The following is a 22,997-nucleotide window of genomic DNA, read 5'->3' as shown; positions in this document are numbered from 1 at the left end:
TGATATAATAGAACAATAACATTCGGCCTGGGGCTGCGTACTCCAGCCGGGAAACGGCAGCTATCACAACGCCTCATGCGAAACGAGGCGGCACCCTGCTCCTAAAGGAGTGAACCTTATGTACATACACTATATTCGCATCCAAAATTACCGCAACTTTAAGGACGTAGAAATGACCTTTCACGATAAGGCCAACTACCTCGTCGGTGAAAACGCCATCGGCAAGAGCGGTTTCTTACGCCTCTTAAAGCTCATGAGCGAAGGCAGCGGCATCACGGAAAACGACTACGCCGACCCGGATGTGCCCTTGATCATCACTGTAGAGCTGGTCTTGCTCGATTCCCTGAACGAATACTTTTATGATCTGCCGGAAGAGCATCGCGAAAGCATCCGCGTGCGCATGGAAAAACGGGTAGAAGAAGTATATCCCCGCCTGTACGACGTCGATACGGAAGAAGAACTGCCCCTCGATGTGATCCGCCGCATCCGTTACATTTCCTATTCGGCCAGCATGGCTGAAGAAGGTTTAGCGCCGGCCCGGGTCTACAGGGCTCTCGAACGGATGCTGACCAAATGGGGGAGCAAGCAGCTCGACACGTTCTCACCGGAACTGAAGGCCTTCATCAACCACGAAGCGCGCTACGGCAGTCTCGATTCATCCTTTTACGTCGACATTTTCCTCTTGTCGTGCTTCCTCAGCCGCGAAGACCGTCCCCGGGCAGATAATATGAAATTCATATCCGTCGTTGCCCTGGAAATCATTACGCAGATTTACCTCATTTGCGAAAGCAAGGCCGTACCGCTGGAACACACGCTCATCGTCGACCAGGCCGGGCACCGCTGGCTGCCCCTCATTACATCCATTGACGAACCGGAAATCCACTTGCACCCGTACATGCAGCGGTCGGTTTTGAACTACTACAAACGGCTCTTGAACAACGAAGACCCTCAGTTTGTAGAGCTCCTGAAAGGACTCTTCCACATCGACGGCCTGCGCGGCCAGATGTTTGTCGTTACCCATTCGACAGATTCCCTCGTCGACGATTACCGCAACATCGTCCGCTTCTACCGTGACGATTACGGCCAGGTCCGCGCTGCCTGCGGGGCCAAGTTCCATTTCAACGAAGAAATCGAAAAGCACCTGATCATGCACTTCCCGGAAGTCAAAGAAGCCCTCTATTCGCGGAGCGTCATCATCGTCGAAGGCGAAACAGAATACGGCTGCTTCAGCCTCTTCGGCACGACCCTGGGCCTGCCCTTTGACTACTACGGCATTTGCCTCATCAACGCCCGCGGCGAAAGCTCCATCTCGAAAATCCGCAAGCTGCTTGAATTCTTCCGCATCCCTACGGTCGTCCTGTATGACGCCGACGTGAAAAACGGCAGGGAACGGGAACCGTACACGTACTTTACAGACGGCATTTGCTTTGAAATGGATTTGGCCAAGACCATGATCGACCACAACCACCGCCGCGATTTGGATCACATTATCGACGCCGTCAACGGCGAACACGCCCGGGCGTCGACAGATATGCTGAAACGGGCGTGCCGTAAGCTCGACGTCAACTATCACGACTACCCGCCGCGCCGCCTGTGGAATGTTAATCCCCGCAATCACAAGGCCCTGTACGTCTATTATTTCGCCTGGCTCTATAGCAATAAAGGCGTCATCCTGGGCCGTCTTATAGGCCAGTCCTTACCGGCGGAGCTCATTCCCCCGGCCTTTGCCAAGACAATCCGTGCTGCTGGCAATTTGGCCAAGGTTACGATCCAGCACGAAGCAGCCGAACAGATTTACCCGCACGACGACGTCGAACGGGAGTAAGACCGGAAGTACGGGCCCTTTCGTAGGCCCAGCCCTGCGCCAAGGCGTGCGGGCAGCCATACTTCTTCAGCCTAGCCGAACCTCAGCGGACGGGACAGAGGCCTTTTTTGCACACCTGCAAAGCCCCTGTGCCCGTCCCTTGTTTTTCTAGTCACTTTGGTGTAGTATAGGCACTACCTGTTTTGCGATTATCACGTTAGGAGGAAAGACGCGTGTTACTATTTATTGCCGAAAAACCGAGCATGGCCCGTGAACTGGCCCAATGCCTGCCTAAGCCGCATCAGCGCAAGCAAGGTTATATCACGACAGGCGGCGGCACCGTTACCTGGGCCTATGGTCATGTCCTCCAACAGGCAGAACCGGAGGATTACGACCCGAAATATAAACGCTGGAACGCTGCCGACTTACCCATTATCCCTACGGACTGGAAACTCCTCATAAGCCCGAACAGCAAGGACCAGTTCCAGGTCATCGCGAAACTTATCAGCGAAGCCGACCGCATCGTCAACGCCGGTGACCCGGACCGGGAAGGACAGCTCCTGATCGATGAAATTCTCGACTACGTAGGCAACAAAAAGCCTGTCGAACGGATTCTCCTCAACGCCTTGGATGAAAAGAGTATTCGCGAATCCCTGGCCGATCTCCGCGACAACCGGGATTTCCTGCACCTCAAGGAATCAGCCCTGGCCCGGAGCCGTGCCGACTGGCTCATCGGCATGAACGCCTCCCGTGCCTTTTCCCTCGCCGCCAGACGGCAAGGACACCGGGGCGTACTCCCTGTAGGCCGCGTAAAGACGCCGACCCTGGCCCTGGTCGTACGGCGCCAGCGCGAGCTCGATGCCTTTACGCCAGTGACGTACTACGTCGTAAAAGCCGATTTTCTCCACGAAAAGGGCATCATTACGGCCCAGTGGCAGCCCAAGGATACGCAGGCCGGATTGGATGCAGACAACCACGTCATCGATAAGGCCCAGGCAGAAGCTGTCTTAACCCGCCTGGCTGCCGCACCGGACGGCGTCATTGCCGGACAGAAAAAGACGAAAAAGAAGGAACCGCCACCGCTGCCCTTATCCCTGTCGTCCCTCCAGGTCTTGGCAGGGAAACGCTACGGCTACAGCCCGCAGCAGGTCCTCGATACGGCCCAGCAGCTCTACGAACGAAAGCTCACGACGTATCCCCGCTCGGACTGCGAATATTTGCCCCTCAACCAGCGCAAGGACATTCCTGCCATTTTGGGCAACCTGGCGCAAATCCCGGCCGGCCACTTAGGCGAATGGGCCGGCCAGGCCGACGGCAAGCGCAAGAGCCGTGCCTGGAACGATAGTAAGATTACAGCCCACCACGCCATCATCCCCACGACAGTCGCCTGCAACTTCGCCCAGCTCACGTCTATGCAGCAGCACGTGTATTACCTCATTGCCCGGTCCTACATCGCCCAGTTTTACCCCGATTACGAATACGACCAAATGCGTATCGACATTGCCGCTGCCGGTGAAGGCTTCGTCGCCCACGGCCGGACGATTACGCAAATGGGCTGGCGCGACCTCTATGGCGGCGACAAGAAACAGGACGACGAAGATGAAAGCAAGACCCTGCCTGTCGTGTGCAAGGGCGATCCGGCCCGGTATCAGGAAGGCCGCATAGAAGAGAAACAGACAAAGCCACCGGCCCGCTTTACGGCGTCAACCCTCCTGGCTGCCATGAAGGAAATTTATAAATACGTCAAGGACGATTCCCTGAAAAAGAAACTGAAGGAAGTACAAGGCATCGGCACAGAAGCGACGCGGGCGACAATCATCAGCGAGCTCATTTCCCGCCATTTCCTCATAGAAGAAGGGAAGAAGAAGTACCTCAAGCCCACAGACCAAGCGTACATGCTCATCGATGCTTTGCCGGAAGCCCTCGTCTATCCCGATGAAACGGCCGTCTGGGAAGACCGGCTCTATAAAATGAGTGAAGGCAAGGACAGTCTCGACGCCTTCCTGCACGATCAGGTAGCGTTCCTGCAACTGATTATCGAAGCAGCCGGCACAAGCCACATGGAAAGCGCTGACGCCAATGCGCCCAAGTGCCCGCAGTGTGGCAGCCCCATGGTACGGCGGCACAGCCAGTACGGTGACTTCTACGGCTGCAGCCGCTATCCCCATTGCCGTACTGTCGTCCGTCTCGATGGTTCTAGCCCGGCCGGCAGCAGTAGTGCAGACGGGGCGCAAAAGGCGGCGCGCCACAAGGCCCAGCCGGATCCGGATGCACCCAAGTGCCCGCAGTGTGGCAGCCCCATGGTACGGCGTCATAGTAAGTATGGTGATTTCTACGGCTGCAGCAACTATCCTGCGTGCCGTGGTACTCTGCGCCTAGACGCAGCCACTGCGGCAGAGGCAGGGACGACGGCCCAGGCAGCTGGCAAAGAAGCCGGCACGACCGCCAAAAAGACGGCCAAGCCCCGTGCGGCCCGTACGGGCAAGGGGACGGCTGCAAAAGCCGGCCAGGCGACACAGGCCCAGACCCTGACAAGGCCTGCAGCAGCCGACGGTGTCTATCCCTGTCCTCTGTGTAAGACAGGCCATTTCGAAGCCCACAGAGGCCCTAACGGTACCGTGTGGTCGTGCAGCACGCCGACGTGCAATACAAAATGTGCCGACGTAGACGGTGTGCCCAGTATCTATGCCAAAAAGTGATAAGAAAATAATGGAAAAAAGCAGTGTTTGTCCTACGAGATAAACGCTGCTTTTTTGTATACACAGCCATATATTTCGAAAGTTATCGGAAAAACAGGAAAATCTAAAGAAAAAAACGGAAAAAAGTGCAATCCATTCTTAAAACAGATTGGATATTATAAGAAAAGCAGGTTATAATAATAGTGTTAGGAATCTTTTTCCGTTGCAGGAGGTAGGCATGATAGCGCTCAATGTGGACCATGTGGGAATGGCCCTGCGCTTTGGTATTGTTTTTCTCCTTTTGTTTCTTTATACCAAACGGCATAGCCAGTTGTCCCTGACGGGAAAGACGAGTATTCTCCGCTTTGTACTGCAAGTGCTGACAGCCCTGGCCCTGGCTTTTATCTGGTTCGTCGTAGCCGATACTGAGACCTGGATGGTGCTGACAAAGGGGCCGCAAGCTATGCCAGCTACGGCGCTGTTTGCGGCAACGCAAAACCTGCTATATATTGCCGGGCAAACAATGCTCCTGTCGGCGTGGCTCTCTGCTTTTTACAGCTTCTTCCGCCGCGTGTATGCTGCAGTCCTTTTCGTACTGCCGTGGGTAGGCATACAGGTGGCCGGCTGGGGATACTCCGTGCTCGAGCTGTGTGTCCTTGCTGGGACGACAATGGCAGCGCTCGTACTGCTTCTCATAGCAACGTACAGAAAAAGATAGTTTCGTTTTGTCTGTGATGGCGAGGGGGGTCGCCTATGCGAGTGAGCAAAAAGAAAAAAATCATTACCTTTATGTCCTGCGTCTGTCTCATTGTCGTAGCCCATATCCTGTTGGGATTTTTCCCCAGCGTCCAGCAGCGGGAAGAAAACCTGCGCGCTGCCTACGATGCTATTGAACAGCCGGCCGGGGCCCAGCTGATACAGGAATACGAAGCGCGCAAGGTAGAACGCATCTGGTTCAGCGCCATCTATACGTATCCGCTGGATGAAACGGCCGTCGTAGCCTACTCTGATAAGCAGCTGCAGGCCGCAGGCTGGGAAAAAACAGGCATGGAAGAGTACAAGGACTCGGCACAAAAGTGCTACATGTACAAGAAAAAAGACATGCTTCTGGACCTGACGTATCTCGAAAACTATCACCAATGGAGCTTTTTCATCCAATACGATACGGACGAGAATTAGGGGAAACGCAGAGAAAAAACACGACGACCCAGACCGTCGTGTTTTTTTGTTGCCGTGATCCGTGTTATAATGCGGAGGTAGTACAGGATTACAATAGAAAAACGTGATACTCATAGAAAAGAGGCTTTTTCATGCGAAAGTTTAATGTCGTATATATGCGTGGCGGCACGAGCAAGGGCTGCCTGTTTCACCGCGAAGATTTACCTGCCGACCCCAAAGAATGGGATAGCATTTTCCTCCAGGTCATGGGCAATCCCGAACCGAAGCAGATCGACGGCCTCGGCGGGACCGTGTCGTCCAACAATAAGATTGTCGTCGTCTGGAAAAGCGACGTACCGGACGTAGATATTGAATACCTTGTCGGCCAGGTCATCGTCGGCAAAAACCAGGTCGACTACAAGGCCAACTGTGGCAACATGACCTCAGCCGTAGCGCCCTTTGCCGTAGAAGAAGGGCTGGTGCCCGTTGTCGAACCTATCACTACCGTGCGCATGCTAAACCGCAATACGGACAAATACATCAATGTCACTGTCCCTATTGATGCGGCGACGCACACCTTCGCCCAAGACGGGGACTGCCACATTGCCGGTATTGACGGCACAGCGGCGGAGCTCCAGGTCCATTTCCTGCAGCCTGGCGGTGCCAAAACGGGGAAACTCTTGCCCACAGGCCAGGCTTTGGATGTCCTGACTATTGATGGCCGGGAAATAGAAGCGACGCTTCTCGATGTGTCCAATCCCTTCGTCCTTGTCCGGGCCAGCGCTGTCGGCCTTACCGGTACGGAACTGCCGGCAGCCGTCGACGCTAAGGAAAAAGCTGCTACCCTTCTGGAAAAAATTCGCGCCACGGCGGCCGTGAAACTGGGCTTTGCTAAGGATCTGGCCGACGCCAGTGCCAATTCGCCGGGCATCCCAAAAATCGGCGTCTTTGCAGCCCCGGCTGCGTATACGGATATAGCCGGCCAGCCCGTCGCCGCCAGCGACATGGACCTCTGCGTCCGCGTCATCTCCGTCTTCAAGTGCCATAAGGCCAGCCCCCTTACAGCAGCGACAGCCCTGGCCGTAGCAGCCCATTTGCCCGGTGGCATCGTAGAAAAGACCCTGGGCCCCTTGCCAAAGGACACGACCGCCGTCCGCATCGGCCACCCCAGCGGCGTCATGACCCTCTATCCGCACCTCAAAGAAACAAACGGCACACTGGATGTAACCAGCGTCGCCGTCCAGCGCACAGCCCGGCGCATCATGGACGGCACCGTATACATACGAAACTAAATCCAAGGAGCACACCATGACAGAAAAAGAAAAAATGCAACATGAGCAGCTTTACGATGCCAACAACGATGCAGCCCTCGTGGCCGAACGGACGGCGGCCAAGGAGCTTTGCTACGATTTCAATTCCCTCCGCCCATCAGAAACAGAAAAGCAGGCCGCTATCCTGGAAAAGCTCCTGGGTAGTAAGGGCAAAAACTGTGCTATTATGGCGCCTTTCTGGTGTGACTACGGCTACAATATCCACGTAGGCGACAATTTCTTCGCCAACCACAACACGGTCATTCTGGACGGCGCCCCCGTCACCTTTGGCGACAACGTCTTCATCGCCCCGAACTGCGGCTTCTACACGGCCGGCCACCCCATCGACTACGAAAGAAGAAATGCCGGCCTGGAATACGCCTATCCCATCACCGTCGGCAATAACGTCTGGATCGGCGCCGCCGTCCACGTCCTCCCAGGCGTCACCATCGGCACCAACGTCGTCATCGGCGCCGGCAGCGTCGTCGTCAAAGATATCCCCGACAACAGCGTCGCCGTAGGCAACCCCTGCAAGGTCATCCGGCCCATCACAGAAGCCGACAAGAAAACCTGCTTCGACAGGGGATAATATACACAAAAAAGAACCCGCTAAGGGTCCTTTTTTGTATGGAGAACTTATTGTTTTTTTGCGTACGCCGTAGTCTTACCAGCACTGATTTTGACGAGATAGCCGTCCCGAACCAGCTTTGCCAACGTGCGCTCGATAGTGACCTTGCTGATATCCGGGCAGTGCTCCATTATTTCCTGCTTCGTGATCTTGCCGACCTTTTGGTCGATGACGGCTTTTACCCGCTCGGGCTTGGTCATTTTCTTCGTTACTAAATATTCGACACGGCTTTCAAATTCGTGATAGGCTTTCAGGCAGATGCCCAGATAATAGGAGACAAACGCATTGTACCTGTTTTCGTTGTCGTGCCAGCCCATAGAACTGGCCTGCAAGGCCTCATAGTATGTTTCCTTTGTATTTTCGATAATCATTTCAATACTTACATATTTGCCGACAATATAGCCTGCCTTATACAACAGCAACAAGGTCAGCAAGCGGCTCATGCGGCCGTTGCCGTCGTTGAACGGATGGATGCAAAGGAAATCAAGGATAAACATGGGAATCAGGAGCAGCCTATCGATCGTGCCTTCCTGCCAGGCCCGATTGAACTGTGTGCACAGGGACTCCATAGCTTCCGGTGTTTGGAAAGCAGGTACAGGGACAAACCGCGCCTTTTGGTGTCCCTCTGCATCCGTTTCAGCAATGACATTATCGGCATTTTTGTAACTGCCACCGACAGCACCACCGGAAAATGCATATAAATCCCGGTGGAGCAGCAAAATGACATTGGGCACGATGGCAATATATTCGTAGCTGTCGTGGATGGTAGCCAGTACATCCCGATACCCGGAAATTTCCTGCTCTGACCGGTTGTGGGGTTCAGCTTTCTTATTGACCAGTTCCTCCAAACGCTGGTCACTCGTAGAAATGCCCTCCAGACGGTTTGAGGATCTCGTACTTTGTAAGAGGGACAAATCTGCCATTGCCTGCAACGAGCCTGTGTGCATTTCCAAAAAGAAATCACACCAGCCTTTCCGTTCGTGGATGCCATTGACCCGCTGTATCAACTCAGTAGTAAAAAGCCGTAGCGGTGTCTGCTCATAATCGAATCGTTTCATCAAAAACCTCCTTCCTGAAGCGGGGCTTTGCCTGGCGCCCAGACTTGCACGCCTGTTCCTCTCTAGAGTATAATATATCATGTAAAATTATAAAAACGATACCACTGCGTCCCCCAGGCGCGTACGAAGAGAGAGGAACTATCATGATCTTGTCCGGCAAGGAAATTGTCAAACATTTAGGTAAAGAAATCATCATTACGCCCTTTCATCCTGACCGGGTGAATCCCAACAGCTATAACCTGTCCTTACACAACCAGCTTATGGTCTACGATAACCACGAGCTCGACATGGCCAAGCCCAACCCGGCTTCGACCATTTATATCCCCAAGAGCGGCTATGTCCTGCAGCCTAACAAGCTCTATTTGGGCCGGACCAATGAATACACGAAAACGGAAAACTACATCCCCATGCTCGAAGGCCGCTCGTCTGTTGGCCGTTTAGGCGTCTTCATCCACGTCACGGCTGGCTTTGGCGACGTCGGCTTTGCCGGCTACTGGACACTGGAAATCTTCTGCGTCCAGCCGATCCGCATTTACCCGGATGTCGAAATTTGCCAGATTTATTATCATGATATTGACGGAGAATACGATACGTACCACGGTGGTAAATACCAGAACAACACAGGCATCCAGCCTAGTATGCTCTGGCAGGACTTTCAGAAGAAGGTGAAATAAGTGCTTCAAGAAATTAAACTGACAGATATTGGTGGCTTTTCCATCGGTAACAGCCAAAACGAAGCGGCCGGCACAGGCTGTACTGTCATCATTTGCCCCGACGGCGCTCCTTGCGGCCTCGATGTACGTGGTGGCGGTCCGGCCAGCCGGGAATCGGAGCTTCTCAACCCGCGGGCAGCAGCCGACCGGATTCATGCTGTCCTCCTCAGCGGTGGCAGCGCTTACGGTCTCGATGCCGCCGGCGGTGTCATGCGTTACCTGGAAGAACACGATATTGGCTTCGATACGCGCATTTGCAAGGTGCCCCTCGTCGTCGCCTCATGCATTTACGACTTAGGCTGTGGCAGCAATGTCCGTCCTGATGCGGCATTAGGCTACGCTGCCTGTGTGGCTGCCGAAACGAACGACGTTCAGCCAGGTAACTACGGAGCCGGTACAGGCGCTACTGTAGGGAAGGCCTGTGGCGCCGACTATATGATGAAATCGGGCCTCGGTATCTTTGCCGCTCAGGCAGGGGATATCAAGGTAGGCGCCGTCGTAGCCGTCAACGCCTTAGGCGACGTTATCAGTGGCGACGGTCAGATTCTGGCCGGCATGCGCGCCAAAGACGGCCAGGGCTTTGCCGACACGCGCCGCGTTCTCCTCGACGAATACGGCCAGACAGATACGCTCTTTTCCCAGCGCGCCGCAGCAGCCGTAACCAATACGACCATCGGTGCCATCATTACCAACGGCCGCTTCGACAAGGCACAGCTCGGTAAGCTCGCTGCCTTTGCAGGCAACGGTATTGCCCGTTCCATCCGCCCTGTCAACACCATGGCCGATGGCGATTCCCTTTATGCCCTTAGCGTAGGCACTGTCAACGCTGAAATCAACACGACAGGCACCCTCGCTGCCTATGTCATGGAAGAAGCCGTCCGCCGCGCCGTCCAGTCGGCTAAAGGCGCCTACGGTGTCCCGTCTTGTCAGGATCTCTAAGTTTATATAAGCTATTTCACCGGGCCTGCGGTATCTTGTCCCAACAGCCGCCCAGGCCCGGTTTGTTATACCCCGAAGGAGGAAGTTTCATGAAAATCGTTGTTCTCATGGCGAGCCCGAATGTCAACGGCTCGACTCATTTACTGACCGAAGCCTTTACGGAAGGCGCCCAGTCTAAAGGTCACGACGTACAGGTTATCGACGTAGCTCACGCCAACGTCCAGCCTTGCACAGGCTGCGTCGCCTGCGGCTACGAAGGACCGTGTATTCTGCACGACTCCATGGACGGCATCAAGGCGGCCATCCTCAGCTCGGATATGATTGTCTTTGCTACGCCCTTGTACTATTTCGGCATGTCGGCCCAGCTGAAGGTCGTCATCGACCGCTTCTGTTCCTTCAACAGCAGCCTCCATGCCAAGCATATGAAATCGGCCCTCCTGGCTGTCGCCTAGAATAGCGATGCCTGGACCTTTGAAGCCCTGTCCCTGCACTACAAGACTCTCGTCAAATACTGTCACTTTGACGATAAGGGGGCTATCCTTGGCACGGGCTGCGGTACGCCGTCTATGACGCGGCACAGCGCCTTTATGGAAAAAGCCCGCGCCCTCGGCGCCAGCCTCTAAGAAAAAAACACGCCAAAAAGCCATCGTCACGGGAGAAGGACGATGGCTTTTTGACGTGCGAGAGAGAAAAGATGAGAGATGAGGCCCTCCTGTGTGCAAGAGGAGAGGATATGTATAGGAAGCCGTGAGATGGCGCAGTTTACTGCGTGATGACACGGCGTACCTGGCTGTAGGCCTGTTCCATGCCGCTCGGTTCAGCTTCGAGGAAGTTGAGGAACATGAAGGAAAGCTGGGCCCCTACGTAGTTGCGGAAATGGTTGAAGAGGGCACCGTTGAGGTCACTTTCGGACATGCCGTATTTTTCGCGGGCAATGGTTTTCAAGAGAACGACCGATTTCTGTGCTGCCGGTACGGAGAGAACCCAGTCGTGGTCGCCCAGGTGGACGATGTAGCCTTCCTGATGATGCGGTGCCGGGAGACCGCCCATGCCGTTAATGAGGCCGTAATCGACAGGATCCTTTTGTGCCATCATAGCAGCGGCGCGAAGCCAGCCGACGACTGCTTCTTCTTCCTTCGGCGACGACGGTGCACCGTGGGCACAGGCCTGGGCTACGACAACTTCAGGCGGGAAGCCGCGGTAAATCGTTTCGGCCAGAGAAATGACGTGATGCGCACCTTGTCCGGCAATGGTGTATTCCTTCAGGGAGGCTCCGTCCGGCTGCCACTGAAAGACGAAAGGCTTACAGATATCGTGCATGGCCTGGCCAGCCAGGGCCACATCGCGGTGGACATCGTAGCCAAAGACTTCTTTATACGTATCGCAAATATACGACGTAATGTGCATATTGACGCCCACGTGCGTAGCCAAGCCACCAGGATAGGAGTGATGGCTGCCGTAGCCGCTGCCAGGCGCCGTGCGAAAGGGCTGGACGCTGCCGTTATACGGCGGCAGGAGATGGGCTACATCGATCTTAGACGTATCGATCAGGCCGGCACTGGCCAGCTGGCTGTAAAGCCGGGAAATAGCACTCTGGCCAGGGTAATTGGCCATAAACGTCGGCGTCGGATCGTTGAGCAGCTTCAACACAGCACTGCGCAAGCCGGCGTCAGAAATTTTCTGGCTCATAGAAATAATCGAAGAGAAGGAATCATATACCAGCGTCGAAGCCTTAGCCGCTGCCATCGCATCACGAGGCAACCCCTTCAACGTCACCGGAACAAGCTTCCGTTTCACCGTCGCTGCACCACCAGTCAACTCACTGGCCAAAGATAAAGCGGGAACCGACAAAATAGCCGCCCCCAAAGCAGACCCTGCTGCCAACTTCAAAAAGCCACGCCGTGAAACACCATTATGTTCATCCATCATAGAATCCTCCTTATGAGTTGAGAGAACATGCCAACACAGGTCATGCACCTGCAAGCACATCTTTCATTTGCCCCAAGTATAAAGGAGAAATGTATAACAAAAGTGCAAAGACTGTAAGAAATTGGAAAAAAGCTTTCCCAAGCTTTCCCCGGGGGAAAAGTGGGCGCGAAGCGCTCGATAGAGACGCAACGCCCCCGTGCGGGCGTTGCGCCGTCACTACTCCAGGATTGAAGAATTCAATCCTGGAGCCAATCCCCGTGCGGGCGTTGCGCCGTCACTACTCCAGGATTGAAGAATTCAATCCTGGAGCCAATCCCCGTGCGGGCGTTGCGCCGTCACTACTCAATGATTGAAGAATTCAATCCTGGAGCCAATCCCTGTGCGGGCGTTGCGCCGTATAACAACATAATTACAGAACTCTCAATCCATTAGACAAAGTCCCCAGCACCGCGCGAATTTATTGACAGTCTCCCAATCTTGTGATACCATTAACGGCATGAAACAAAGCCCATGACGGAAAAGAGTAGACAGCCACCATGCAGCGAGACAGGGATAGTGCAAGCCTGCCAACGGTTGCCGAAGGCCTTCCTGAGGCTGCGGCAGGAAGCCCCTTTGGGTGTGTATGGCCGCCTGAACTGAGCGGGCCCTTTAGGCCAATCAGGGTGGAACCGCGGGTGTTTACTCGTCCCTGTAACATCACTACGATGTTACAGGGACTTTTTTTATTATTAGGAGGGAATAATCCATGAATTTTCAGCAAATGAGCTTCGCTTTGAAGAAGTTTTGGTCCTCCCAGGGCTGCATCATACAGGAACCGTATGATGTAGAAAAAGGTGCCGGCACGATGAATCCGGCCACCTTCCTTCGTACCCTGGGACCGGAACCGTGGCACGTAGCCTATGTCGAACCGTCCCGTCGTCCTGCTGACGGCCGCTATGGCGACAACCCGAACCGTCTCTATCAGCACCATCAGTTCCAGGTCATCTGCAAACCGAGCCCGGATAACATCCAGGAACTCTACCTGCAGAGCCTCGAAGTACTGGGCATCAATTTAAAAGAACACGACATCCGTTTCGTTGAAGATAACTGGGAATCGCCGACCCTCGGCGCCTGGGGCCTGGGCTGGGAAGTCTGGCTCGACGGCATGGAAGTCACACAGTTCACATACTTCCAGCAGGTCGGCGGCATCGACGTTCATCCCGTTTCCTCGGAAATCACATACGGCATGGAACGTCTGGCCATGTACATCCAGGGCGTAGACAATGTCTATGACCTCGAATGGACCGACGGCGTAACCTACGGCGACATTTTCCATCAGAACGAATTCGAACAGTCTTCCTACGCCTTTGAAGTCAGCGACGCCAAGCTCCTGTTCCACCTTTTCGACCTCTATGAAGCCGAAGCCATGCGCACTATCGAAGCAGGCTTCGTACTGCCGGCCTATGACTATGCCCTCAAATGCTCGCACACCTTCAACCTGCTCGACGCCCGCGGCGCCATCAGCGTCAGCGAACGTGCCGCCTTCATTGGCCGCGTCCGCAACCTGTCCCGTGCCTGCGCCCGCGCTTATCTCGAACAGCGCGAAAAATTAGGATTCCCAATGCTGAAGGAGGAAAACAAATGAGTAAAGACATATTGCTGGAAATCGGCACGGAAGAAATCCCTGCCCATTATATGCCATCCATTCTCAGCCAAGTCAAAGACCTGGCTGCCAAGAAACTGGATGCCGCCAATATTACCTATACATCCATCCGCTCCCTCGGCACACCGCGCCGTATTGCCCTCCTCGTTGCCGGCGTAGCGGAAAAACAGGCCGACGTATCGGCTAAAAATAAAGGACCTTCCGTCAAAATCGCTTTCGATGCCGAAGGCAAACCGACCAAGGCTGCCCAGGGCTTTGCCCGCGGCCAGAAGATCGCCGTCGAAGACCTCGTCGTAGAAGATGGCTACGTCTATGCCAACGTCACCACCATCGGCGCTGAAACAGCCGGTCTCCTGCCGGATATCCTCAAAGACATCATCCTTTCCCTGAGCTTCCCAAAGAGCATGATCTGGGGCTCCCAGACCGTCCACTTTGTACGCCCCCTGCGCTGGCTCGTTGCTCTCTTTGGCACAGACGTCATTCCGTTCTCCATTGCCAATGTCCAGAGTGGCAAAATCAGCCGGGGCCACCGTTTCCTCGGTACGGGCGACTTTGAAATCCCGTCCATGGCTGCCTATGTCGATACAGCCCGGGAACATTTCCTCATCGTCGATCCGGAAGAACGGAAACAGATGATCCTCGCCGGTTTCCAGCGCTTGGCTGACGAAAAAGGCGGCACCATCATGATGGACGAAGACCTCCTGGAAGAAGTTATCTTCCTCGTCGAATATCCGACAGCCCTGTGCGGTGAATTCGATAAAGAATTCCTCCAGCTCCCGGAAGCTGCCATCATTACACCGATGAAAGACCATCAGCGCTATTTCCCTATGCACGACAAAGCTGGTAACCTCATGAACCTCTTCCTCACCGTCCGCAACGGCGACGACTATCATCTGGAAACGGTACAGCACGGCAACGAACGCGTACTCCGCGCCCGTTTGGACGATGCCAAATTCTTCTTTGAAGAAGATAAGAAAAAGAAACTCAGCGACCGCGTCGGCGACCTGCAGCGCATTGTCTTCCAGGACGGCTTAGGCACGCTCAAGGACAAAGCAGAACGCCTCTCGGCTATTACCGTATTCCTTAATCACAAGCTCGACCTCGGCGTAGAAGATGAAGACCTGAAACGCGTCTCCGCCTTGGCTAAGACAGATCTCCTGACCCAGATGGTTGCCGAATTCACGGAACTCCAAGGCGTCATGGGCTGTGAATACGCCAAGATTGACGGCGAAAAACCGGAAATCGCTACGGCCATCTATGAACAGTATCTGCCGCGCTTTGCCGGTGACGACCTGCCGCAGACGACCCTTGGGAAAATCCTCGGCCTTGCCGACAAGCTCGATACGATTACAGGCTCCTTCAGCCTGGGCCTCATCCCGACGGGCTCGCAGGACCCCTTCGCCCTGCGCCGTCAGACCATCGGCAGCCTGCACATCCTCATGGAAGCCGGCTGGAACCTGAACCTGCAGGAAGTATTCGCCTACATCCTGAGCCTCCTCGATACAGAAGCAGACAAACGCGCCACGGTCATCGACCAGCTCACAGACTACTTCACGCTCCGTCTGAAAAATATCTTCCAGGACGAAGACATGGATTACCACATCATCGACTGCGTCCTCGCTTCGGACACGCTCAACGCCGCTGAAGCAGCCAAACGGGCTGACGCCCTCATCGCTGCTGACATCCGCAGCCAGGAAGACCTGCTCCAGGCCTTCACGCGCGTAGGCAACATGATCAAAGACGCCGAAGACACAGACGTAGACCCGAACCTCTTTGAAACAGAAGAAGAAAAAGCCCTCTATGCCGCTGTAACCGCCCTGGAAAACACAGTACACCAGCACTATGCCGTATATGACATTGCCGGTGCTATTCAGGAACTGGCCAAAGGCGTACCGGCTATCAACAACTTCCTCGACAACGTTCTCGTCATGCACGAAAATCCGGCTGTCAAACAGAACCGCATGAACCTCCTTACACGGACCTTCGATCTCATCCGTCCCATTGGAGATATCAAAAAACTGAACTAACCTGCCAGTGGCGCAATGTAACAGTTCTGTGTCACTTGCCCCCGATTCCTGACAGACTACGTTCAAATATGCTATAATAGGATAAAAATAGGTGCAGGAATTACGCCTGCATCTATTTTTATCTGAACCTAGTGCAAAAGAGAGTAGGAAAGGAGATTTCTACAAATGAAATGTAAAAAATTGGCCCTTCTCCTGGCCGGACTGGCCGTCGTATCTTCCACAGCCTTTGCTGCCAACACTCCCTACGGTTTGCTGAACAGCTCTAACGAAGAAAGCTACGATAAAGTCCTGGTCTACCAGGCTCTGGACATGAACTACTACCGCTATATCAATGACACCTATCACTACGCCTTGGACATCCCGACATACGTCAACAAGGCCGACGTCAACGAAGGCGGAGATGGCTGCTATTTCCAGAACCTGAACGACAAAGTCGTCGTCTCGACGTACGCCGTCAAAAACCAGATGAACTTCACCCTGGACGAACTGTACAACATGGACGTAGGTATCAACGGCTCGCCGAAACTCACTATCAACCAGAAGACAGGCAACCACTACACCATTTCGTGGACCAAAGACGACAAGTACTTCTACAAAGAACTCTACCTCGTACCGGACACCAATACGTACGTAGCCTTTTCCTTCGTCTGCCCGGCTAAAAACGCCAAGAAATACCAGAAAGACATTTTCCACATGAGCCAAAGCTTCACGCCCAGTGGCGCCGTCATCTAAGCACGAAAAAGTTATAAAAAAAGAGCTTGCAAAAGCCTTCCCAGCGTAGTATAATACTATTGTTAATTCAGGCAGTCCTCTGTCCAGCCGACGATCGGTATGTACGTGATACCGACGGGGCACGAATGCCTATGAGGAGGAAAAAACAATGAACATTATCAGCGTACTCGAAAATGAACAGCTTCGCAACGACATCCCCGACTTCCGCCCTGGCGATACCGTAAAGGTACACGTAAAGGTCGTCGAAGGTAACCGCGAACGTATCCAGGTATTTGAAGGCGTCGTTATCGGCCGTCACAACGGCGGTGTCCGCGAAACCTTCACAGTACGTCGTATTTCCTACGGCGTAGGCGTAGAACGTACCTTCCTGGTACACTCCCCGCGTCTGGCTAAAATCGAAGTATCGCGCCGCGGCATTGTTCGCCGTGCAAAACTGAATTACCTGCGCGGCCTTACAGGCAAAGCTGCCCGTATCCGCGAACGTCGGTAATAACAGAACTTCCTATTACAAGAACAGAAAACAGGAGCCCTCAAAAAAGGGCTCCTGTTTTGCATAGCCTTCCCTGGGGGGAAGGTACGCGAGGCGCAGCCTCGTGGGGAAGAGGCGAAATGAGCCGCCATAAAGGTGATAGACAAAGCGGGGAGAGTCCGCGAGGCGCAGCCTCGGGGGAGAGAGGGAAACGGTACAACCATAACGTGGATAGACAAAAAGGGGAAGGTACCCGTTGCGCAAGTAATGGGGGAAAGAGGCGTAACGCCCCCGTGCGGGCGTTACGCCGTCACTACTCCATGCGTGAAAAAAATTCACGCATGGAGCCAATCCCGTGCGCGTGTTACGCCGTCACTACTTAATGCGTGAAAAAATTTCACGCATTAAGCCGATCCCGTGTGCGGGCGTTACGGCCTAATCACTCCGAGCTTGAAAGAATTTCAAGCCCGGAGCCAACGGGACAACCATAACGTTAATTAATCACTAATCGACGGAAAACCGAAGCACCCATAACGCCCACATCCCTTGAAACCTACGAAAAAAATTGATACAATACACATGAGGAACTGAACTACCTAGCATCTTCAGTGGAAGGTACTGTGGTAGAGGCACCTCTATAGGAAAAACTGTAGAAAAGGAGTCTATGCAGTATGGTGGCTTTGGAGAAAGCTACTGCTGCATAGGCTCTTTTTGTATTTTCAGCAGATTAAAAAATTCTCTCGATTTTCTCTTTTTCATAAGCAAAACAAAAATTCCTCACACCCATCAGCCCATTGAACTCCCAAAAAAGCTCTCACGCCAGCCCTTCATAACACCCAATCCGCCTTGTACACGGACTTGTCCTTATCCAACTACGCTGGAAAATGACACGTTCCTGCAATATACGCAGAAAATCTTCCTGCGTGTCATGCGCTGCAGTTCATCGCTCGTGTTACGGCAGGACAATTCCTTTAGAAATGACGGAAACTGCGAGGCCTTTCTTCGTGTGGCAAGGGCAACACATTCATAGAATTACAACGACGCCACGCTTCACGAGGGCGTTTTTTTCTTTTTCAGATAGGGAAATACATGTATATCCCACACGGACATGATAGAAATTTGTACAACTATACCTGTACCGTTGCAGAAAGCTAAATGCTGTTATTCCTAGGTCGCTAGTCATAAAAAAGCCTGATTATAGGCCTTTATGAAGTACGTGAAAAAAGTTTCAACTTTTAGAACTTTATTCTAAAATCCCTCTTGACAAGACGCAACGCATAGTGTACCATAACCGTAAACATTGCAATGTTTGCTTCACCAATTCAAAAAAGAAAATTCTGCTGAGGGGCAGAAGAGGGGTATTAATCATGACTTACGTAAAAAATTACATCATGTGTTGTTGTTGTAGCTCCTAGTGTGCTGATACAACAAGAACCGTATCAAAACTGAATTGCACACAAATCATCCAGAGCAGCTGAAGGACTGGCCTTATGACGCTGCGGCAACCTCCTGTGAGGGCAGGAAGGTGCCAATTCCAGCAGGATCTAATACCTGACAGATGAGTAGGGGTTAAGTGCATGGCATATGCGCGTACTATCTGTCTGGGTAGTGCGCTTTTTTTTACAAACAATCATAAAAAGATAGGGGTGTTTTCGTATATGGCACAGGGGACATATACAGAGGCTGCGCATCGTTCCAGCCTCTTAAGCAGTGAAGATTGGTGGGCCGTGTGGCTCGGGTTATTTATATCCGTACTCGGCTCTAGCCAGATTTTAGGTATTAACGTATTAGGCTGGGTGCCATCCTTTGGCGTCTGGATCGATCCGCTTCAAGCCGTCAAGGCCAATTCGGGGGAATTTGCCTGGCTCGGCGGACTGGGCTCCGTAGTGGCAGCCTACCTTTTCGTCTTAGCCGTTACGACCATTGGGGCCTACTTCATGGGGACAAAAGTAAAGAAATTCGCCCTCGGCCTGACCGTCATTTACTGGATTACTATTATTTCCAACATTATTGGCAACTACGCCTACTTGGCCGCTACGCCGAACAAGCGCGAAGCCTTCCAGATTCCCTGGTCCTTGAGCTTGGGCGAACTGGGCTTCGTCGTGGCTCTCTTAGCCGGACTCATTATTGGCAACTTCTTTCCTAAGATTTCCCGTTTTCTTTCAGACGCCGCCAAGCCGGAATGGTACATCAAGACCGGCATCGTCATCCTTGGCATGAACATCGGCATCCAGACCATCAGCGCCATGAGCCTGGCCAGTACGGTCATCATCCGTGGCATGTGCGCCGTCGTCGAAGCCTACCTCATTTACTGGCCTGTGGTTTACTTCATTGCCCGTAAGTTCTTTCACTTTACGCCTGAATGGGCAGCACCGATGGCGTCAGGCATTTCCATCTGCGGCGTCGCCGCAGCCATTGCTACAGGCAGTGCAATCCGGGTCCGGCAAATCGTACCGACCATCCTGGCTTCCGTCATTATCGTTTTCGTCGCCGTAGAGCTTTTGGTCCTGCCCTTTGCGGCAGCCTTCTTCCTTTCCGGAGAACCTATGGTAGCCGGCTCGTGGCTCGGCCTGGTCGTCAAGAGTGATGGCGGTGCCGTCGCCTCCGGTGCCATTGCGGACACACTGATCCGCAACGCAGCCCTGCAGCAATACGGCGTGAACTACCAGGAAGGCTGGATCCTCATGGCCACGACAACATCAAAGGTCTTCATCGATGTCTTCATCGGCGTCTGGTCCTTCATCCTCGCCGTCGTCTGGTCCGTCTACCACCTCAACAGCCGCACGGCTCAGGGCGGTAGCGCACACGTATCAAAACGGGAAATTTGGGAACGCTTCCCGAAATTCATCATCGGCTTCGTTGCCGCCTTGGTCCTCATGTTTGCCGCCGGCTATGTCTTCCCGGACATCGTCTCTGCAGCTAAAGCAGGCGCCGGCCAGGCCAACCTCCTGCGCAGCATCTTCTTCGGCCTTTGCTTTTTCTCCATTGGCCTCGTCACCAACGTACGTAAGCTCTGGCACGCAGGCCTGGGCCGCGTCGTCGGCGTCTATGCCATTGCGCTCGTAGGCTTCATCATCTGGGTCGGCCTCATCATTTCCTGGATTTTCTATCACGGCATCGTACCGCCAACTGTTTAAGCAAGAGGGGACACATTTCGTAGTATCAACATATCGTAGATTTTAGAGGGGGAATTACACATGGCAGCAGAACGCTTAGCAACAGCAGACGAATATTATTATAAACATCAGAACAACGAAATCAGCGTAGAACGGAACCGCGCAGAAATGGACCTGGACGAAGACGAATACTTTCCCTTGCAGCCCATTGAAAAGAAACTTTGCGCGTACTCCTTTGGCCCGGGCATCGTCCTCATGGCCGCATTCATCCTGGCCTTTGAAGTAATCTAAGCTTCACCCGGGAAAAGAACGAGGAATTTTAAAAGAGCCTGTGCACACCAGCTTCGGGGGAAGCTCGTAGTGCATAGGCTCCTTTTACATTTTCAGGCAATCAAAACATTTCTTCCCTAGCTTTGATCTTTTCCACATAGGCAGCTGCTTAGCACTGTGCCGATGAATATATCCATGACCGCCATATCGGCCGCCCTGTGCCTGGTCACCATGGGAAAACTGAACGGCGTTCGCGAAGGCACTATCGTAGCAGCCTTCCTCGTAGGCTATATCATTCGCGTATATCATGGCCTATTTACTCAATGGGAACAGGTTATCCTGCCGAAAAAGGCGTATCAGTAAAACAAATAGCAGGGAAATTTGTGAAAAAGTTAATAGAATTATAATCTAATTTTAATAATAGGAAGAAAACCTATGCTATAATAAGAGAACAAGAAGCCGTCTTTGACGAACTAGTATCCTAGTGCCCCCCACACTAGAGATTCACAAAGGCGAACGAAACTAGTACCCACTTGCGTTCGCAGGCAAAGACAACTTCTTAATTTTATCTGTGTATTCGTCCTAAAAGCGAAAACAGGGACTATAAACAGGCTGAAAACATTACATCACAAAAAATGCTAATCTGGGAAGGCGTGCAGCTCAAGCCTACGAACGGGAAGTAAACCAGCAGCACGTGCAAGAAAATGTATGGAAGTTCGTCAGCCTCTTTCTATGAACTGAATTTTAAGCTAAAGGACAACACAAAATCCTCTACTGGGGAACAAGCACCTGCATCCCACGCAGGTGCTTTTCCTTTTTTTATCGCGGCATATATCTAAAGAATACATTAACATTTCTAAATAAAATCAATAACAACTATCCTTTAGTAATTATTATGGTATAATAGAATTGCAGGAACAAACGGTTGAACCCAATCGCTTGCCCCAGATCTCACGCAATTAAATAATTACTATATATGTATTATATAAAGGCAGGTGGACACACATGGTCCAAAAAATGATGGCAAAACTCAAAGAAGCCTTTTCCCCAGAAGACACAATCACAGAAATCAAGTGGTACCAAATGATGGACCTCTGGCTCCAATGCACAGACATGCCACTCAAACAATACTTCGACACAAACAGCCTAAAACTAATAGACGAAAAAATTGAAGTCCTCACAGCCCTAAGAAACGGCGCCACCATCTCAGACATCCCGAACTACTACAACATCCTGGAACTCTATCCCAAAAGCCATACATGAAAGCAATGCTTTCCCCGGCGCTAGTCCGGGGAGAGTACCCGCTTTGCGGGGGAGAGAGGACCCATAGGGCTCATAGGGGCCGATACAGAAAAATTCACGACAAAGGCTTTCTCCACACAGCGGAGAAAGCCTTTATTCGTATCCATACCATAAACAAAAAATGAACTGCATAAACTCTGATTTAGAAAACCTATCAATTGTCACAGAACCTGCTATAATATGTCACACAAGGGACACAGAAGCCCCAAATTTAGAACCCATTCAAACGAGAAAGCAGGTGGCAGTATGCTGCAAGAAGCCCTGGGAGCACTGAAAAAAACATTCTCTCCCGAAGAAATAATCGACGAAATCAAGTGGTATCAGGTAATGGACTTGCTGCTCCAATGCTCAGACATGCCACTCAAACAATACTTCGATGCAAACAGCATGGAACTCCTAGACAAAAAAATCGAAGTCCTCACAGCCCTAAGAAACGGCCAATCCATGCTAGAAATCCCAGGCTACTACGAAATTTTGGAACTCTATCCCAAAAACCATACATAAAAGAAAGCTTTCCCCGCGAAGCGGGGAGAGACCTGCTACCATAAGTCAAGGGGTCAACAATAATTTTTTAATTCTTTTGTCATTAGCTCCGATCTCTGTCGATTGTCTCCCGTATGAAGAATGTTGGACAGCACAAAAGAACCGAGCTTTTATCGGTTTTTTTGTGTGCTATTCGTTTAGTAAGCTGCTGTTCGTATCAAGCAGTCGGCAATTTCCATTGGCTGGCCCGAGCATATCCGAATTATAGTAAGCCGCTCTGCCTATACAAGTTCATCACACGGCCATAGTATTGCCGTAAAAACTTCGCCATTCCAGCTATGATTGCTACTTTTTTAGGTTTCCCTTCGGCTACTTTCCTTTTTACAAAATTGTATACCACGTTATCGACAGGCTCTTCATGGGATAGTAAAGTCATGACTAACTGATACAGTATTTTTCGCAGCTTGCTGGTTCCTCTCTTTGTGATTGGCATGCCTGTACCGAGATTTATTCCGGATTGGTTGGGCGGTGAATCCAATCCGGCGTACGCGACGAGCGATCCCTTCTTAGAGAATTGCCTGACATCTCCAATTTTTGCAATGAGCATGACCTGTAAGATGTTTCCCACACCACCCATTTCGCCGACAAGTTCATATTCCGGCAAGGTCTTGGCGATTTCTCTCATTCGTGCTAAAATACCTATAAGAGCCGTTTCGGCTTCTCTCAGTAGATCAGCATA

21 protein-coding genes and 1 riboswitch are annotated in these 22,997 nt (G+C 52.4%); of the genes, 18 read left to right on the top strand and 3 right to left on the bottom strand.

Features of this window, described 5'->3' with window-relative positions:
* Positions 1 to 118: 118 nt before the first annotated feature.
* The 6 genes from PGX44_RS08535 to PGX44_RS08510 all read left to right on the top strand — a co-directional run bounded on the left by PGX44_RS08535 (position 119) and on the right by PGX44_RS08510 (position 7,539).
* Positions 119 to 1,825 carry an ATP-dependent nuclease gene (locus PGX44_RS08535; protein ID WP_498855038.1) on the top strand — a complete coding sequence of 569 codons (1,707 nt, stop codon included), beginning with the start codon at positions 119 to 121 and terminating at the stop codon, positions 1,823 to 1,825.
* Between the two features lie 212 nt (positions 1,826 to 2,037).
* A complete protein-coding gene (locus PGX44_RS08530) occupies positions 2,038 to 4,503 on the top strand; it encodes a DNA topoisomerase 3 (protein ID WP_498855037.1) in 2,466 nt (821 codons plus the stop codon).
* A 217-nt stretch (positions 4,504 to 4,720) separates the two neighbouring features.
* A complete protein-coding gene (locus tag PGX44_RS08525; protein ID WP_498855036.1) occupies positions 4,721 to 5,200 on the top strand; it encodes a hypothetical protein in 480 nt (159 codons plus the stop codon).
* Positions 5,201 to 5,235: 35 nt separating this feature from the next.
* Complete coding sequence (locus tag PGX44_RS08520; protein ID WP_498855035.1) at positions 5,236 to 5,661, top strand: hypothetical protein; 426 nt, start codon at positions 5,236 to 5,238, stop codon at positions 5,659 to 5,661.
* A 131-nt stretch (positions 5,662 to 5,792) separates the two neighbouring features.
* Positions 5,793 to 6,932 carry a PrpF domain-containing protein gene (locus tag PGX44_RS08515; protein WP_498855034.1) on the top strand — a complete coding sequence of 380 codons (1,140 nt, stop codon included), beginning with the start codon at positions 5,793 to 5,795 and terminating at the stop codon, positions 6,930 to 6,932.
* Positions 6,933 to 6,948: 16 nt separating this feature from the next.
* Positions 6,949 to 7,539: a sugar O-acetyltransferase gene (locus PGX44_RS08510; protein ID WP_498855033.1), complete on the top strand. Its 591-nt coding sequence runs from the start codon at positions 6,949 to 6,951 to the stop codon at positions 7,537 to 7,539.
* 47 nt (positions 7,540 to 7,586) lie between these two features.
* Here PGX44_RS08510 and PGX44_RS08505 read toward each other — a convergent pair whose 3' ends face one another.
* Positions 7,587 to 8,636 carry a Fic family protein gene (locus tag PGX44_RS08505; protein WP_498855032.1) on the bottom strand — a complete coding sequence of 350 codons (1,050 nt, stop codon included), beginning with the start codon at positions 8,634 to 8,636 and terminating at the stop codon, positions 7,587 to 7,589.
* Between the two features lie 143 nt (positions 8,637 to 8,779).
* Between PGX44_RS08505 and dcd the strand changes: the two genes are divergently transcribed.
* The 3 genes from dcd (at position 8,780) to PGX44_RS08490 (ending at position 10,740) form a co-directional block, all read left to right on the top strand.
* Positions 8,780 to 9,310, top strand: coding sequence for a dCTP deaminase (gene dcd, locus PGX44_RS08500; RefSeq protein WP_498855031.1), 531 nt, complete (start codon positions 8,780 to 8,782; stop codon positions 9,308 to 9,310).
* Positions 9,311 to 10,288 (top strand): P1 family peptidase, encoded by a 978-nt coding sequence (locus tag PGX44_RS08495; protein ID WP_186504359.1) that lies wholly within the window; start codon positions 9,311 to 9,313, stop codon positions 10,286 to 10,288.
* An 89-nt stretch (positions 10,289 to 10,377) separates the two neighbouring features.
* Complete coding sequence (locus PGX44_RS08490; RefSeq protein ID WP_498855030.1) at positions 10,378 to 10,740, top strand: flavodoxin family protein; 363 nt, start codon at positions 10,378 to 10,380, stop codon at positions 10,738 to 10,740.
* A gap of 310 nt (positions 10,741 to 11,050) precedes the next feature.
* Here PGX44_RS08490 and PGX44_RS08485 read toward each other — a convergent pair whose 3' ends face one another.
* Positions 11,051 to 12,217 (bottom strand): hypothetical protein, encoded by a 1,167-nt coding sequence (locus tag PGX44_RS08485; RefSeq protein ID WP_498855029.1) that lies wholly within the window; start codon positions 12,215 to 12,217, stop codon positions 11,051 to 11,053.
* A 745-nt stretch (positions 12,218 to 12,962) separates the two neighbouring features.
* Here PGX44_RS08485 and glyQ point away from each other — a divergent pair.
* The 9 genes from glyQ to PGX44_RS08440 all read left to right on the top strand — a co-directional run bounded on the left by glyQ (position 12,963) and on the right by PGX44_RS08440 (position 22,279).
* Complete coding sequence (glyQ, locus tag PGX44_RS08480; protein WP_186504356.1) at positions 12,963 to 13,841, top strand: glycine--tRNA ligase subunit alpha; 879 nt, start codon at positions 12,963 to 12,965, stop codon at positions 13,839 to 13,841.
* Positions 13,838 to 15,886: a glycine--tRNA ligase subunit beta gene (gene glyS, locus PGX44_RS08475; RefSeq protein WP_498855028.1), complete on the top strand. Its 2,049-nt coding sequence runs from the start codon at positions 13,838 to 13,840 to the stop codon at positions 15,884 to 15,886. The genes glyQ and glyS overlap by 4 nt, the downstream gene beginning before the upstream one ends.
* A 165-nt stretch (positions 15,887 to 16,051) precedes the next feature.
* Positions 16,052 to 16,618, top strand: coding sequence for a hypothetical protein (locus PGX44_RS08470; RefSeq protein ID WP_498855027.1), 567 nt, complete (start codon positions 16,052 to 16,054; stop codon positions 16,616 to 16,618).
* Positions 16,619 to 16,766: 148 nt separating this feature from the next.
* A complete protein-coding gene (rplS, locus tag PGX44_RS08465; RefSeq protein ID WP_186504353.1) occupies positions 16,767 to 17,108 on the top strand; it encodes a 50S ribosomal protein L19 in 342 nt (113 codons plus the stop codon).
* 1,437 nt (positions 17,109 to 18,545) lie between these two features.
* Positions 18,546 to 18,652: riboswitch (SAM riboswitch) on the top strand.
* 93 nt (positions 18,653 to 18,745) lie between these two features.
* The gene (locus PGX44_RS08460) at positions 18,746 to 20,224 is read left to right on the top strand and encodes a putative sulfate exporter family transporter (protein ID WP_498855026.1); all 1,479 of its coding nucleotides are present in this window, start codon (positions 18,746 to 18,748) and stop codon (positions 20,222 to 20,224) included.
* Between the two features lie 60 nt (positions 20,225 to 20,284).
* Positions 20,285 to 20,494 (top strand): hypothetical protein, encoded by a 210-nt coding sequence (locus PGX44_RS08455; RefSeq protein ID WP_498855025.1) that lies wholly within the window; start codon positions 20,285 to 20,287, stop codon positions 20,492 to 20,494.
* Between the two features lie 174 nt (positions 20,495 to 20,668).
* Positions 20,669 to 20,836, top strand: a complete 168-nt coding sequence (locus PGX44_RS08450) for a DUF6198 family protein (RefSeq protein ID WP_498855024.1) — start codon at positions 20,669 to 20,671, stop codon at positions 20,834 to 20,836.
* Positions 20,837 to 21,490: 654 nt separating this feature from the next.
* Positions 21,491 to 21,736 carry a hypothetical protein gene (locus PGX44_RS08445; RefSeq protein ID WP_498855023.1) on the top strand — a complete coding sequence of 82 codons (246 nt, stop codon included), beginning with the start codon at positions 21,491 to 21,493 and terminating at the stop codon, positions 21,734 to 21,736.
* Positions 21,737 to 22,021: 285 nt separating this feature from the next.
* Positions 22,022 to 22,279, top strand: a complete 258-nt coding sequence (locus tag PGX44_RS08440; RefSeq protein ID WP_498855022.1) for a hypothetical protein — start codon at positions 22,022 to 22,024, stop codon at positions 22,277 to 22,279.
* 241 nt (positions 22,280 to 22,520) lie between these two features.
* On the opposite strand, the gene PGX44_RS08435 is transcribed toward PGX44_RS08440, so the two are convergent.
* On the bottom strand, positions 22,521 to 22,997 hold a 477-nt coding region (locus tag PGX44_RS08435), incomplete at its 5' end, for a transposase (RefSeq protein WP_498855021.1).

The organism is Caecibacter sp. AF58-12pH5A (genome assembly GCF_027681725.1).
Taxonomy (GTDB): domain Bacteria; phylum Bacillota; class Negativicutes; order Veillonellales; family Megasphaeraceae; genus Megasphaera; species Megasphaera hominis.
This window is presented reverse-complemented; position numbering and strand designations above follow the sequence as displayed.